Below are 15572 nucleotides of genomic sequence, written 5' to 3' on the forward strand. Positions count from 1 at the left end.
AGCAAATGTATTCTTGTACTTACCTAATACACGCCAGCCGCTAGGAAACAAACAAGAACGTTGTATAATGGCGATTGAGACGTTTTAAAGGCTTATAGCGAGGCTGTGATCATTCATAAATTTAGTAACTTCACCAACCTATAACCAACAAACAAAAGGTCTACGCGTACCGGCTAAAACGCCTCACTCGCCTTATACCTTTGCCATTGTACAACATTATGAAAAAAGCACTCTCAATATTTACATTTTTAATTTTGATTTCTTGTTCGTCATCAAAATCGACTGTTGAATCAATAAGTGATACTGGAAATTACAAAATTGATGAAGATAATGTCAGTATTATCACACCATACATAGAAATAAAAGAAAAGTCGAACTTGTCATTTATTAATCATCCAGACAAGCGAAAGGCATTGACCGAATTCACAGTTGACCTTTTGAAATCTCAATACCCTAATGCTGAATATGTTGAAATTCCATTTCTATTTGGCGATTACGGAACGATAAACTCGAAAATTGAAGGACGAGCATCTTTGAATGAAAAAAATGTTCCGAATGAATTGGTTTCTGATAAAAATAAGAATTCAATATTTATTTCTATTAATGGTTATTTTGGAGATTTAAATCGAGGTGTAATGATGCTATATATTATCGACAATCAAGATAAAAAATGGAAAATGATTGAAAGATATCAATATACTAATAGTCCACTCGAAACCAACAAAATGGAAAAGCGGATTTTAAAAGCTTTGGAGAAAATAAAATAACGTTGTACAACAACGTATATAGCTCATAGCTAATTAGTTGCTTAATTCAAAGTTAAGGTATATTTGGAGAGTCGCCAAATTTTTAAAATTGACGATTTCCAATAAAAAAAGATAAATAGTAAAATTTAAAAATCTGGCTTGTGCTTAATCCGAAAATAATTTTCTAATTTACACGCTACGAGCCATATACAAGACCGTTCTAGTCCATTGCCTGCGGCCGTAGGTTTTCGCTTTTGTAATTTATAATTACGCTCTTGGGATTAGAAACAATGAGACTGCAATAACGCTGCAAAAGATCAACCAACTTTAGTAATTATAAATCACAAGTCTCCCAACCTACTCAATGGACTAGAATGGCAAAGCTGTAAAACCTCTTGAGCAAATGTATTCTTGTACTTACCCAATACACGCCAGCCGCTAGGAAACAAACAAGAACGTTGTATAATGGCGATTGAGACGTTTTAAAGGCTTATAGCGAGGCTGTGATCATTCATAAATTCAGTAACTTCACCAACCAATAACCAACATACAAAAGGTCTACGCGTACCGGCTAAAACGCCTCACTCGCCTTATACCTTTGCCATTAGGTGCAATTAGCAAAAAATCAAGTTTATCTTAAAAATGAACGAAAAACAATTAAAAGAAGAGAAAGAAAAATACACAAATGATTTAAGATTAACCATCTTAGAGAACAGTCTTTTTCACGAATACTTAATTACCCAATCATTAGGAGATATTTTGGAAATTGATATCCAAAGTTCATATTCGTTAAGTGATAAAGGAAGTGCTTTAAGTTTGGCTTCAAAAATAAATCTTCTGATAGATTTAAAAAGTCTTGATAAAAAACAAAAACCTAAATTATTCTTTTATCTCGAAATAAGAAATCAATTTTTACATAATTGGAAATGTAAAACTTTCGAAGATTGCTTCAAAAGTCTTGAAGGAACACATAAAGCGCTTAAGAAATTATATCCAAGTGAAGAAGATTGGGATGCGGAAAGACAAATGACATTTCAATATAATTCATTATCGGATGATATTGTAGATATTGCTATAAACCATTTGACAAAGAATGTAATTAACGCTAAAGCAAAGAGAGAAATTCAAAAGAAAGATCTTGAAAAATATAAAAAAATGAGATCTGAAGTAATCGAATATGCTTGGGATTTACTTAACTCATCTGAACTATCTAAATATGATATTCCTTTTGATGATAAAAGAAAATTAATTTCAAGCTTTATGGACAGAATATTTAAATAACTACACCTAACGCTGATTAGGTCCAATTAAAACAAAATTATGGGAGAAAAAGTTAATACTGGTAAATACAGAATATGTCGAGATATAACTGGTCAAGGAGGTACAAAAGAAACTATTTCCGAATTCGACGATTTGGAAGAATGTAAATCCGCATTTCAATTGATTGATAAAGTTGATAAGTATAATTATTACATTGAAGAAGAAGCTTATTTTAAAGGCACTCTAAAAGATTCTAGTGGAAAACCAATAGATAGCACCAAAGGATGGACTAGAATGGCTTAAAATCTGTTTTAAATAATTAATATATGGAGGAAAATATTGAAGGTCTCGACCAAAATCAAATTAGAAAAGGTACTCAAACTGGATTAAAAAAGTATGAGAAACTCAACTTCCTTGAAAAGTACTCGATGTATATGGGAGTTGCACAAATTCTTGAGATGCGATTAAAACAAATATTGGTAAACGAATTTGATGAAAATTTTGACAATATTGAAAGATGGACTTTAGGACGTACTCTCAATAAATTAAAAGAAGAAGGAATGAGAGAAGACTTTTTCTTTTTTGCAGATTCTGTTAAAGATGCTAGAAATTATATAGCACACGAATTAATATCAAATGAAGCGATTTGGATATCTCTTGCTGGTAGCAAACCAGATCATTATTCTAAAGGAGCTAGGACTTTAGATAAAGCTATTTTTGAAATTGAGCAACTTATGTTTATTTTGGAATGGAATGACGAAAATGGTGATTGGAAATAAAACTGCACCTAACAACGTGTATAATTAATTGCTTTGGTCGTTGCTTATTTGGAAAATTCCTTCGGAATTTTCTCGCGTTCGTTTTTGTTTATTAAATTAGTTGCTTAAACACGCAACTAACCATACACAAACCGTTCTAGTCCATTGCCTGCGGCCGTAGGTTTTCGCTTTTGTAATTTATAATTACGCTCTTGGGATTAGAAACTATCATGCTGCAATAACGCTGCAAAAGATCAACCAACTTTAGTAATTATAAATCACAAGTCTCCCAACCTACTCAACTGTCTTCCTCTCGCTGTGCTCGTCGGAGACAATAATGGCAAAGCTGTAAAACCTCTTGAGCAAACGTATTCTTGTACTTACCCAATACACGCCAGCCGCTAGGAAACAAACAAGAACGTTGTATAATGGCGATTGAGACGTTTTAAAGGCTTATAGCGAGGCTGTGATCTTTCATAAATTCAGTAACTTCACAACCAATAACCAACATACAAAAGGTCTACGCGTACCGGCTAAAACGCCTCACTCGCCTTATACCTTTGCCATTAGCACCAATTTGAAAAAAATGTCGAAATCTAAAATAATTGATTTAGAATTAGAGAAAATTGTTTTCCTCTATAATGCAGAAGAAGGAAACCCAGGTATTTATGAATTGACTTGGGAATTGGGATATTATGAAATAACAATCGAAGAGAAATATCGGATTTCAAAACAAATTTTGACTGAAATTTTATCTGAGGAACTTGTGACATTGGAAAAATATTCGGACTTAACTCACTCTAATAAAATTGAGACTATAAAGTCGGAACAATTTGAATCTTTGCTAAATAATCCATTTTGGTGGTATCCTTGTAACGAGATACTTTCAATCGAATTGACTGAAAAAGGAGAAGCTTATTTGGACGAAAAAATAAAATCTGTAAAAGACCGACTGAATGAACGTTGGAGCGGTAAAAAATAAAAACTGGTGCTAACAATGTATAAAAATAATTGCTCAATTTTAGGCTTAACCAATTGTCGTTGCAAGTTTACTACGTCTGATTTTCCTGCGGAAAATCCTCGCACGTAAACCCGCAACTATTCTTATACTTAACGTTAGCAACAAGTTGAACCAAGAACTGAACACAAAATATGGCAAGTAGTTTCATTGATATTAACGACATTGGATTTTGGGCAAAAGATGGTTTTGTGGAAGCTATGCAACTCTGTCTGATAAATGAAATTGAAAATCGGAATCTTGACTCTATAGAATGGATTAATGAATTCAAGAGTGAATTAGCATTACAAGCTTTGCCGATGATATATGGCGGAATGTCAATGAGACTTAATGAATTTCTTGACACTGATGAGCGAAAAACTCAAATTATCGAAATGTTAGACGAAATAATTATAAAAATTGATTCGTCAAATAGTTATATAACAGGCTCGAATATGCACGAAATGAGGAAAAGAGCAATGACAATATTATCTGAAACTGGAAAAACAGAATTTAAAGATGAAAAAGAATTCGAAAAAACTGTCAGTGATTCAAGGTGGAATGAATCCAATGGTATTTCAGATGTTAAAGATAGATACCAACATTCTTTTGTTCTTTTAAAAAGATTAATCAATGGAGAAATGAGTTCAACAGCTTCTTCAAAAATAGATTACTGGAAATATTATTAAAAACCAGTTGCTAACACCGTGTATAATTAATTGCTGTATTCTTCTCTACTTGCGAATATTCCTGCGGAATATTCACGGGTTCGTAAAAGTTTGCTAACTTAGTTGTTTAACCACGCAACTAACCATACACAAACACGTTCTAGTCCATTGCCTGCGGCCGTAGGTTTTCGCTTTTGTAATTTATAATTACGCTCTTGGGATTAGAAACTATAGCACTGCAATAACGCTACAATAGATCAACCAGCTTTAGTAATTATAAATCACAAGTCTCCCAACCTACTCAACTGTCTTCCTCTCGCTGTGCTCGTCGGAGACAATAATGGCAAAGCTGTAAAACCTCTTGAGCAATAGTCAGCTTGTACTTACCCAATTATCGCCAGCCGCTAGGAAACAAACAAGAACGTTGTATAATGGCGATTGAGACGTTTTAAAGGCTTATAGCGAGGCTGTGATCATTCATAAATTCAGTAACTTCACCAACCAATAACCAACATACAAAAGGTCTACGCGTACCGGCTAAAACGCCTCACTCGCCTTATACCTTTGCCATTGTGCATAATTTGAGAAATGGGTTTAGACATTAATTTAAGAGTAAATAACGATAGTGAAATAATCATGCCTGAATACTTTGAAAATAGTAAGCTTTATTCTTTGAGTACAGAATTTTGCAATCTAATGTGTAGACCAGGAGTAGTTGAACACACACCTGAATTTGAACAAATTGGAGAAATAACGAATATCGATATATCTCATTTGTATAAAATGACTGAATACCCAAGCGAAGAGGAAGAATTAGATATGATTGAGTTTGCGGAAAACGAAGAAGAAAAGGATCGTTTAAAGGCTGACTTTAAAAAAAGAAAACAGGACTTAAATGGAAATATAAACCAAGTAAAAATTCTCGTAGAAAAGTTAATAAATAGTCTTGAAAAAATTGATAATTTATACGAAAGACTAATAAAAACTGATTTTGACTCTATGAACTCTGAATACTATTTTTCTGACTTCAACAAAGACAAAGGAGAAGGTTATATTAGAAATAACTTTGGACAAGACTTGAGGAATTTCAAAAGATTTATTGACTATGCGATTGAGCGAAATTCTGAAACAATTTGGTTTGAATATGGATAAAAAACTATGCACAACACGGTGTATAAAACATAGCTAATAAGTGCTAAATCGAAAGATTAGTGTATACTGATAAAGTCCGCCAAATTTTTAATTTGGCTTTTTAAAACAGAAAAATTAAAAACAAAATATAAAAATTCGGCTCTGTGTTTATCCGAAATGTTAGCGTCTATTTGCACACTACGTTCCATACACAAGTCCGTTGTAAACAATTTAACTGAACCTGTCTGAATTTACATCTTTTTTTAAATTAAACTATTTAGAAAAAAAAGTGTCGAATAAACAAAATGTTTATAATGAAAAATTACCTAGTTTTAATACTCATTTGTTTATGTCAACAGCTCTTTGCTCAAGAAAACAACAACCAATTAACCGCTATCATAATTGGATCTGGTTCACCTAAATTTAATACAGAACGTTCTGGACCTGCGGTATTAATATCCTATAAAGACACGAATATTTTGATAGATATGGGGAATGGTACTCAAGCCAATCTCAACAAATTGAACCTAAAAGTTAAAGACCTTGATGGTTTGCTTTTTACACATCATCATTTAGATCACAACGAGGAGTTTGCCCCTATTTTTATTCAGTCGCTACTTGGTAGAAATAAAACAACTATTGCTGGTCCAAAACAAACAACGTTAATAATTGATAATATTCTTGAAATTTATGAAGAAGATATTGAGTATAGACTCTCAAAATCAGGGAGAAGTTTAAGTAACGTTAAAACTAACTTCATCGCTAAAAACTTGACAGGAAACTCTCCACTTTATATTGGAGATATAAAAATCACATATACTTCTGTAAACCATACGATTGAAACCTTAGCCTATCGTTTTGATGCAGGTGGTGAATCTATTGTAATTTCTGGAGATTTAACATACTCCAAATCCTTACCTATTTTGGCTAACAACGCCGATTATTTAATAATGGATTCTGGTGGAGCTATTGAATTAGGAAAAAAAAGAAATGCTACAAGAAGTAACAACAATAGAAGCGGTGCTACAACTAAAGAAAAAGCACACGTTAATTTAACGGAAAGTTCACAAATGGCAAAAGAAGCCAATGTTAAAAATTTAGTGCTAACGCATTTCAACTTTACAAATGTTGATGAAGATGCTACATCTGCAGAAATTCGCAAAAAATATATTGGTAAAATTTTATACGCTGAAGATTTGATGGTATTACCGCTAGAAAATGAGGTTCATAGTCATAATAGCATATCTCATTCGCACAATAATGAACACTTGCCAGAAATAAAGAACTCTTCCAAGGAAAAACTATCACTTCAAAACGAAGTTTCTATTACAGAAGATAAAAAGAATGGTGTTCGTATAATAAAATCCAATGCTATTCCAAATCATACTGTCGGTCAATTTCCCACAAAAGGAAATCCAAACACAATTACAGAACAAAACAAAGAATATTCTATTGATTTAACACCAACATTAGCGAACAAAATCACCTTTGTTTATGATTTAGGAATTGATAAAGGAAGACCAAGTTATGTATTTGGTGTTGCTGTTAATGGAGTGAAATTTGAGCCTTCTGCCAACGAATATTTTAGAAACATAGAAACAAATGAACCTAATTATGAATGGACACTTGAACCTTTAAGTGAAGAAGTGAACTTAGGTGAAGACTATAACAACGCTCATGTTCAACCAAATGGCGAGTATCACTATCACGGTACACCATCAGGATTGGTTGCTAATTTTGATAAAAACAAAATGACTTTAGTGGGTTGGGCAGCAGACGGATTCCCTATGTACTATAAAATGGGATATAAAGATCCAATGGATGCAAATAGTGGCGTTATTCAGTTAAAATCTAGTTATACTTTAAAACAAGGCGAAAGACCAGGAAATGGAGTTTCTGCACCAAACGGAATTTATTCTGGAAAATATGTGCGTGATTACGAATATCAAAATAACTATGGTGATTTAGATGAATGTAACGGAAGATCTGGAGTAACACCTGAATTTCCAAATGGGACGTATTATTATGTGGTTTCTGATGAGTTTCCTTCTGCAAGCAGATGTTTTATGGGAACACCAAGTAACGATTTTAAAATTGGCGGAGGAAGAAACCAAACACAGCAAATGCAAAACCAATCACCACAAAGGGAAGAAAAACCAAATGAAAACACGCCTCCAAGTTTCGCGAATATGCTAAAAAGAATGGACGCAAACAATGACGGGAAAATATCAAAATCTGAAGCTAAAGGAAACATAAAAGAAAATTTTCAGAATAGAGACAAAAACAATGATGGTTATATCACACAAAATGAAATAACAAGAAGAAACTGATAAAAACTGGTTACAACAATGTATAAAAATAATTGCGGTTTGTGCTTAATCAAAGGATGTTGTGTGTTTGTAAGGTCTGATTTTACTTAGGAAAATCCTCGCACACAAACACGCAACTTCTCATATACATAAACGTTCTAGTCCATTGCCTGCGGCCGTAGGTTTTCGCTTTTGTAATTTATTATTACACTCTTGGGATTAGAAACTATCATGCTGCAATAACGCTGCAAAAGATCAACCAGCTTTAGTAATTATAAATCAAAAGTCTCCCAACCTACTCAACTGTCTTCCTCTCGCTGCGCTCGTCGGAGACAATAATGTAAATAAACAATCGTGCAAGCGAAAAAAGATTGTTTCCAGAAATAATATTAAAAGAGAAAAACGAATTGAAAATGAATACTGTTTGGAAAATATTTGGAATATTTCTTTTTGCAGGCATTTCGTTCGTGATTTGGATTATAGTCTCATATTTAATGTCAATACGTGAAATGAACCACGAAAGCAAAATGCGACAATGTGATTTTGAGAAAACCGAAATGTTTGTTGGAATTATATCAAGAATTGACCGCTACGAATATTATGACTATATGAATGAAAGATATTTTGGACTTGAAATCAAAGTGCACGAACCTAACGATACGATTTTAGATTACCAATTTGAAATTGAATATTTTAGCGATTTATTAAAAAATGTGAAAGTTGGAGATACGATAATAAAAAGAGCAAATAGATCAATATTTAGCATAAAAAATAATAACGAAATTAAGTATTTAGTGCCGAATTGTGATGAATAAAACACTATGCACAACAACGTTATAACTCATATCTAGTCAGTTAATTAATCGAAATTAAGGCGTATTTGGAAAGTTACCAAATTTTTAGATTTTTCAAAACCCAAACCCACAAGTTTGGTTTTTTTGTTTTTGAGAGTACTAAGGTATTTAGGGTGTTCATTACTTTAATGTTAGACTATTTCAGAAGCAGACAAAAAATCTATTTTATTTGACGTATAGAAAATGATATATTTATCCTTTATAATAGAACCAAGTAAATACAATGATTAAAAATGTCACAATCTTTTAATACCTACTGTCTCTTTTTACTGAGCTTTTTTATTACTGCCACCGCGTTTTCGCAAATAACAGATTACAAGCCAGGATACTTCAAGCATCAAGAAGGTGAAAGAGATAGCAACGGCGACCCCATAGGCGAGTGGAAACTCTTTAGCACTTTTTCTAGAGAAACCCCATTAGACTATTTTAATTATGATACTAGAGTGTATAGATCTTATTATCTAGATGGCTTAGTAAATGGAAAGGCGCTTATGCTAGAAGAAACAGGAAAATTAAATGAAGACTTTAAAAAATCTGGCACTTGGACCTATTATCATAATGTTGCAAATGCAAAGTTGGTAGAAAGAACAGGAGATTATGTAGATGGAAAAATGATAGGTACTTGGACATACTACCATCCCAATGGTCAGGTATTTACAAAAATCAATTATACCAGCGGAGAGCAAAAAAACGGTAACATTATAAGCTATGATGCAGACGGCGCTGTGTTGTCTAATGAAACTTATGAATATGGTAAAAAAGAAGGACCTCAAATGATCACAGAACAAAAGAGCAGGTATAATATAAAAACGATCAATATTTATAAGGACAACAAAAAACAAGGAATGGAATCTATCATCATTATACCAGATGATGGCGAAGAGTTTTTAGTAAAATCTTCTCATTATGAGAATGGTTTTTTAAAGGGAACCCAATTGCTGTATAATGATAAAGGAGTGGTAATAGAAAAATCTATTTTTCCTGGTGACTCTAAATATCCTACAGAGGTATTTCAATATACAGAAGCAGGTGTGATTACAAATTATGTAAAAGCAAGTAATAATTTTGAAGATAGAAGTGAGTCTTCTTATTATGCTTCTGGTAAGCTTTATAAAACAATCAATATACAAGATAATAAAATAATGAATGTAGCTGTAATGCAGGCTACAGATGGTACTGCACTAGACGCAGGGACCTTAAGCAATGGTAATGGGATTTTACAAGAATATAATGATGAGGGAGAGATAGTGTTAAAAAAGAACATTAAAAACGGAATAAACTTAAAAGCAACTTATTACAGCAAAGGGCAAATAACTGAAGAAACATTTTTTGATGAATATGGTGATGCTTCAAGTAAAGTAGCATATGAAAACGGCAAAAAAGTAAAAGAGTTGACCCGAAGATCTAATTACATTCTTGAAAAAATATTTAAGGATGATGTTTTGGTAAAAAAATCTAAACTTAACGGTAAGTACCCCTTAGAGATTGAAGAGTATGTAAACCATAAACTCATTAAAAAATCTACATATAAATATACAAACATTAAAGAAGAAACCGTAACTACCTATAATTCAGACGGTAGCGTCGCTTCTACAAAAATCACTAAATATGATGTAAATGATAACGTGATAGAATAGTCTCTCCGTGTATAATTAATTGCTAGTTCTAGCGTACTTACGAACATTCCTTCGGAATTTTCTCGCATTTGTTTTTGTTTACTAAATCCGTAATTAAACGACGCAACTAACCATACACAATCACGTTTGCAGCAATTTGAGAAAACATCGTGACTGAATTGAAAAACATTAATAACACAATATCAAAAGAATGGTTGGATTCCATTTCTGAATTATTGTCAAATGAAAATACTCAATCAACAAGAACCATTTCTAATTTAGTTGGCATTGAAAATCCAAAATATAAAAGAGCAGAACGAAACTCAAAATTCTAAATTCTAAGAAATAAAAATCTGAACCTAAAATTAGAATATCTAACGGACTTATTCCCAAAGGTTGAATTAAGGGATACTACATATGATGGAGGAATTTAATTATTTTTCTATTCGGTGAATAATAAATTTGATTTTACAACTGTCTCTTGCTTAATTTTTACAGATTATAAAAAACTTGATGAATTAACCGATTTAAACATTAACGGAATTTCATTTATGTTTGAACCATTGAAATTGAAAACAAAGGCTGGATTCACAGCGGCAGAATAAATAACGGTAGCTAACAACGTTGTGTGCAATCAAAAAAGAAGTAAATGAAAAAAACAATTGTATTAATATTAATGGTATGTCTTGCACAAATAATTTACAAATGTTCTCAATCTGAACCGGCAGCGATTAAAGAAGCAACAGCAACAAAAATTGAACTAAAAGACAATTGGTATTATATTAATGGAGAAAAGTTTTTTATTAAAGCTATAGGCTATGAAATAGGTGCACGTCCAGGGCAACATCCTTATGAAGATGAAAAGAAAGATCATTTGGAATTAATGAAATTTGATCTCGAGAACATTAAAAAAGGCGGTTATAACACCATAAGAACTTGGAGTCAATTTTCTGAAGCTCAACTACAATTGGTGCAAGAATCAGGTTTAAAACTTATTATGGGATTAGAAGTTAATCCAGAAGAAGATTATGGAGATCCTAAATTTATAAATCATTGCAAGACACAGCTTGAAAATATATTGAAATATGCGCCTAAATATGATTGCATCATTACATATCTAGTTATCAATGAACCTCAAACAGATCACATTCATGAAGTTTCGGCCACGGCGTTTAAAAACCTGATGAAAATGATGATAGATATGATTCATGAAGGCCATCCTAATGTACCTGTAACACTTTCTGCAAATGCTATGATTAGCGATTGGATGGATGAAAGTATGTATGATGTATACGCTTACAATTGTTATGGCTACAATGAAGGGCAAACGGCAACAATGGGTTTTAGAGATTATATTAAAGGTTTAAATGAATTAAATGGATTAGATAAACCATTTATAATTACAGAATTTGGACATTCCGTCTCACCAAAAGGTGGCTTCGGTAGTTTTGGATCACGAACGTTAAAAGAACAAAGTGAAGGACTGGTCTCTAATTACCGAGATCTTATCGATGCTGGAGCTGTAGGTATGTGCCCATTTTATTATGCTGACGGTTGGTGGAAAGGTGGCGAAAAAGGCATCCACAACAAAGAGCAACCAGAAGAGTGGTTTGGTTTCTGGGGTTATAAAGATGTGAACGACAAATACGGTTCACCAAGACCAGTTTGGTTTGCCATGCGAGATTATATGAAAGGGCTTATTATAAGTCCTAAAAACAAAACAATACACACCAACACAACGACGATACCATTAGAGTTATATAATAATGAGACTATTAAAAAAGTAATAGTGAAAAATCGTGATGAAGTTATCTATTCTAAGAACATAACAAGCGCAGGATATTTTGCAGACCAATTAACAATTAATCCAGTTGGTATGGAAGCTATGGAACTTGCTTTTGAGTTTTTTGATGCAGAAGATAAGCTTGTTAAAAATGAATCTATTATAATTCTAGCTTCTAAAACAGCCATAGAATTGCCCAAATTAACTATAGAAGTCACACCTGGAAATGATTTAAACGAAAGCAAAAATGCCAGTATAAAAACCGAAATTGTAACTAATGAAAATTTTAAATTGATTAGTGATTTAATTGTAAGCTATAATACACACCTGGGATGGGATGTAGGTCAACAAGTTTCGGTTCCAGTAAAAGATCAATTAGAAAAAAAAATAATTACATCAGAAAATTCCTTTTTTATCCCAGATAATAGCTGGGTTGTAAATGCATCGGCAGGAATATCTGTTAGGTATGGTAAATTCACCTTCAAAATTCATGACCAAAAAATAATTTATAGAGGCGATTGGGCCAAAGAAATAAGTCGTTAAATAAACAAGGAATTGAGGTGAAAAAACTACGATGTCTTTTCAATAATTTAAAACACTGTTATTCTAGACTCCTAGAATCGATTTTTAAATTCTCGACCGTTCTTAACCTCATCATGTTAGCAGGCATTTGCAAATAGTATTTAAATAGTATCTACCACTTACTCTATGATGAGCAATCTTGTTTTTTTAATTACGCTTTCGCGAAAGCGTATCCATAACCATCTATCCTACCCTTTTAAGCAGAGTTTCTACTCGCGTTGATATTACCATAAAGAGAACGTGTTACAATTTTTTCATATTGCGGTTGATGCTCGTTGTGCTGTGCAATCATCTGTAATGCATACTGTTGAATGACCAATAGTGGCAAGACAATATTTTCTCTTATTTTAATGGACTCTCTAGAAATGGTCTCTTTTTCCATAAGGATTTCCATACCAGATAGTTCTAGCAACATGCGTTTAGACAGTAGATATTCATCTTCTAGAATTTGCCAGAATGCACCATATTCTTCATTTTCTTTCATATAACTGGTCAGTTCAAAATAGCATTTTGATAAACTCATCATACTATTTAACATCAGTGCTTTAAAGAATGGCACGTCATTATAGAGTTGTTTTACCTCATCAAAACGACCTTGCTGTTGCATGGTCTGTAGTGCCGTACCGATACCGAAATATCCTGGCACGTTCTGCTTTAACTGGCTCCAAGATCCTACAAATGATATGGCTCTAAGGTCTGTTAATTCTAGTTTTGCCTTGTGACCACGTTTACCAGGTCGACTGCCTATGTTTGCCTTTGTATAATATTTAAGCGTGCTCATATTTTCTAGATATGGCATGAACTTATCGTGGTGTTTAAGGGCATCGTATTTTTTAAAACTCAATTCTGATAGCTCTTCTATTAATGATCTAGAATCCTGCGATATGGTAATCTCTTTATCGAGTATAGAATTAGACAATCCTGCGGTTAAAAGTTGCTCGCTGTTGTGTTTAAATTGCTCTTTAGTTCCATAGGTACTGGTGATGGTTTGCCCTTGAATGGTAAGCTGTATCTCGTTATTTGCCACCTTACTGGTTTGTGCGGCATAGAAGCGATGTGTTTTACCACCACCACGTGCTGGTGGTCCACCTCTACCATCAAAGAATATCGCTGCTACATCATGTTGACTGCATACTTCTGATAGGGTTTCTTTAGTTTTTAAAATAGACCAGTTTGCTTTTAAATAGCCTCCATCTTTTGTACCATCAGAGAATCCTAACATGATGGTTTGTTTATTGTTTCTAAAAGCAACATGTTTTCTATAGGCTTCTAGTTCAAATAACTGCTCCATAGTTGCTCGAGAGTCGTCCATTCCTTTCATGGTCTCAAATAATGGAATAATGTCAAAGGTGATGTCTCTATTTTCCCATCCACACCATCTAAAAAGTGCAAATACATAAAGAACGCTGTACACATCTTCAGAATTACTGATGATATAGCGATTACAGCCTTGTTCGCCATTATTTTCTTGAATGGTGGACAGCTGTGAGATATTGACAATGGTATCTTTTACAATGTCTTCTTCAAAATCATTAGAATCTAGCGAAATTGATTCTTGTAGTAAGATATCAATCAACTGTTGCTGGGTAAGTTCTTCTATAGATTCTTTAATGTATCCATACTTTTTAAGTACGGCTTGCATCACTACCGTATGCATACTGTGATCCTGACGTATGTCTATGGTGGCAAAATGGGTTTTAAAAATCTTTACTTTATTAATAAACAGGTCTAGATCTTTTAAATAAAGTCCGTGATAATTTGCTACTAATAGTTGCCTAATATGTATTAACGGTTCTATAATATCTTGATAAGCCACATGCACGGTTGCATCAAACATGGCTTCATAGAGTGTGTTTCTTAAATTGGTTATAGGTTCTAGTATTTCTTTAAAACTGAGCTTGCGTTGTAATTCTTTAAGCTCGTTATAATAGCATTTCATAAGTGTCACGCGCAGTTCATTCATAACCTCTTTTGTAATCGATGCGGTGACAAATGGGTTTCCATCACGATCACCACCTGGCCAGAAACCTAGTTTTACAATGTCGTGATTATCAAATTGTGCATTTCCAACACTAGATTTTATATGGGTATACATCTCGCCTATCGCATCATAATAGACATGTCTTAAGGTGTGAATGATATTTTTTGCCTCGTCTAGTGGTGTAGGCTTTTTAGAATTCACTAAAGATGTAAGTCCTAGCTGTTGTAAAGCGACATCAATCTCATCTATATTATTTTCATTGATAAGCGTTCTAAGGTTAGTGATGATATCTAAAACCGCTGGTGTATAAAATTGTGTAGGATGTGCGGTTAATACAATACGTGCACTAAAGTTATTGAGCTGCTTTTCTATCGCGTCCCAAGAGTTATTTTTTTCAACTAGTTGAAAATAGTCCTTAAGAGATAAAGAACTGCTGTGTTGTTGTAGTTTAGGAAAAGCGGCATCTTCTACACTATCATATAAAACCACCTGTCGCTCTACATACTGAATGATTCTAAACATAAAATCGATGCGGTCTTGCTCTGTATGCAAGTCTGCAAATCCATTAAAGAATGCTTCTATAATCTCTTTGGGATTAAGTCCATCTTTCAGGCCTTTTTGAGATTGTTCCATCAGTAATGGAATTAACATCCCTACATTTTCTATATTGCTATAAGGCAAGTTTAAAAACAGGCTGTTATAAATATTGAACTTGTTTTGAACAGATTTTTTAAACTCGGCTATTCTATCTTGATCTTGCATAATTTCTCACTTTATCGATAGACGCTACTATGCGTTTTATCTTATGTAAATATCGATGATTTAAGCTAGATTTTCAATTTTAAAAGGCGGCAGATTGTACAAAAATAGAGCATAAAAAAATCCAG

The 15572-nt window shown here is 33.1% G+C and carries 12 protein-coding genes; 11 read left to right on the forward strand and 1 reads right to left on the reverse strand.

What is annotated here, in order from left to right:
• Positions 1-218 precede the first annotated feature (218 nt).
• From ACJJVI_RS11640 to ACJJVI_RS11690, 11 genes are all read left to right on the forward strand, one after another.
• The gene (locus ACJJVI_RS11640; protein ID WP_405352054.1) at positions 219-767 is read left to right on the forward strand and encodes a hypothetical protein; all 549 of its coding nucleotides are present in this window, start codon (positions 219-221) and stop codon (positions 765-767) included.
• A 621-nt stretch (positions 768-1388) separates the two neighbouring features.
• Positions 1389-2027 carry a hypothetical protein gene (locus ACJJVI_RS11645; protein WP_405352056.1) on the forward strand — a complete coding sequence of 213 codons (639 nt, stop codon included), beginning with the start codon at positions 1389-1391 and terminating at the stop codon, positions 2025-2027.
• A gap of 39 nt (positions 2028-2066) precedes the next feature.
• Positions 2067-2309, forward strand: a complete 243-nt coding sequence (locus ACJJVI_RS11650; RefSeq protein WP_405352058.1) for a hypothetical protein — start codon at positions 2067-2069, stop codon at positions 2307-2309.
• A 23-nt stretch (positions 2310-2332) separates the two neighbouring features.
• Positions 2333-2785 (forward strand): hypothetical protein, encoded by a 453-nt coding sequence (locus ACJJVI_RS11655; RefSeq protein WP_405352059.1) that lies wholly within the window; start codon positions 2333-2335, stop codon positions 2783-2785.
• A 565-nt stretch (positions 2786-3350) separates the two neighbouring features.
• On the forward strand, positions 3351-3746 hold the full coding sequence (locus ACJJVI_RS11660; RefSeq protein ID WP_405352061.1) for a hypothetical protein: 396 nt from the start codon (positions 3351-3353) through the stop codon (positions 3744-3746).
• A 170-nt stretch (positions 3747-3916) separates the two neighbouring features.
• Positions 3917-4450 carry a hypothetical protein gene (locus ACJJVI_RS11665; protein WP_405352063.1) on the forward strand — a complete coding sequence of 178 codons (534 nt, stop codon included), beginning with the start codon at positions 3917-3919 and terminating at the stop codon, positions 4448-4450.
• 567 nt (positions 4451-5017) lie between these two features.
• Entirely contained in the window at positions 5018-5581 is a 564-nt protein-coding gene (locus tag ACJJVI_RS11670) for a hypothetical protein (protein ID WP_405352065.1), read from the forward strand.
• Between the two features lie 293 nt (positions 5582-5874).
• On the forward strand, positions 5875-7890 hold the full coding sequence (locus ACJJVI_RS11675; RefSeq protein ID WP_405352067.1) for a YHYH protein: 2016 nt from the start codon (positions 5875-5877) through the stop codon (positions 7888-7890).
• 350 nt (positions 7891-8240) lie between these two features.
• Positions 8241-8684 carry a hypothetical protein gene (locus tag ACJJVI_RS11680; RefSeq protein ID WP_405352069.1) on the forward strand — a complete coding sequence of 148 codons (444 nt, stop codon included), beginning with the start codon at positions 8241-8243 and terminating at the stop codon, positions 8682-8684.
• 272 nt (positions 8685-8956) lie between these two features.
• Positions 8957-10360: a toxin-antitoxin system YwqK family antitoxin gene (locus tag ACJJVI_RS11685; protein ID WP_405352071.1), complete on the forward strand. Its 1404-nt coding sequence runs from the start codon at positions 8957-8959 to the stop codon at positions 10358-10360.
• Positions 10361-10988: 628 nt separating this feature from the next.
• Positions 10989-12665, forward strand: a complete 1677-nt coding sequence (locus tag ACJJVI_RS11690; RefSeq protein ID WP_405352072.1) for a glycoside hydrolase family 2 TIM barrel-domain containing protein — start codon at positions 10989-10991, stop codon at positions 12663-12665.
• 235 nt (positions 12666-12900) lie between these two features.
• On the opposite strand, the gene ACJJVI_RS11695 is transcribed toward ACJJVI_RS11690, so the two are convergent.
• On the reverse strand, positions 12901-15447 hold the full coding sequence (locus ACJJVI_RS11695) for a phosphoenolpyruvate carboxylase (RefSeq protein ID WP_405352073.1): 2547 nt from the start codon (positions 15445-15447) through the stop codon (positions 12901-12903).
• Positions 15448-15572: the final 125 nt, after the last annotated feature.

It is taken from the genome of Nonlabens sp. Asnod3-H03, from assembly GCF_045063665.1.
GTDB classification, from domain to species: Bacteria; Bacteroidota; Bacteroidia; order Flavobacteriales; family Flavobacteriaceae; genus Nonlabens; species Nonlabens ulvanivorans.

What these genes read in the sequence shown, in the direction of transcription:
- ACJJVI_RS11640 (WP_405352054.1), top strand. Translation starts at nt 219, where the DNA reads ATGAAAAAAGCACTCTCAATATTTACATTTTTAATTTTGATTTCTTGT.
- ACJJVI_RS11645 (WP_405352056.1), top strand. Translation starts at nt 1,389, where the DNA reads ATGAACGAAAAACAATTAAAAGAAGAGAAAGAAAAATACACAAATGAT.
- ACJJVI_RS11650 (WP_405352058.1), top strand. Translation starts at nt 2,067, where the DNA reads ATGGGAGAAAAAGTTAATACTGGTAAATACAGAATATGTCGAGATATA.
- ACJJVI_RS11655 (WP_405352059.1), top strand. Translation starts at nt 2,333, where the DNA reads ATGGAGGAAAATATTGAAGGTCTCGACCAAAATCAAATTAGAAAAGGT.
- ACJJVI_RS11660 (WP_405352061.1), top strand. Translation starts at nt 3,351, where the DNA reads ATGTCGAAATCTAAAATAATTGATTTAGAATTAGAGAAAATTGTTTTC.
- ACJJVI_RS11665 (WP_405352063.1), top strand. Translation starts at nt 3,917, where the DNA reads ATGGCAAGTAGTTTCATTGATATTAACGACATTGGATTTTGGGCAAAA.
- ACJJVI_RS11670 (WP_405352065.1), top strand. Translation starts at nt 5,018, where the DNA reads ATGGGTTTAGACATTAATTTAAGAGTAAATAACGATAGTGAAATAATC.
- ACJJVI_RS11675 (WP_405352067.1), top strand. Translation starts at nt 5,875, where the DNA reads ATGAAAAATTACCTAGTTTTAATACTCATTTGTTTATGTCAACAGCTC.
- ACJJVI_RS11685 (WP_405352071.1), top strand. Translation starts at nt 8,957, where the DNA reads ATGTCACAATCTTTTAATACCTACTGTCTCTTTTTACTGAGCTTTTTT.
- ACJJVI_RS11690 (WP_405352072.1), top strand. Translation starts at nt 10,989, where the DNA reads ATGAAAAAAACAATTGTATTAATATTAATGGTATGTCTTGCACAAATA.
- ACJJVI_RS11695 (WP_405352073.1), bottom strand. Translation starts at nt 15,447, where the DNA reads ATGCAAGATCAAGATAGAATAGCCGAGTTTAAAAAATCTGTTCAAAAC.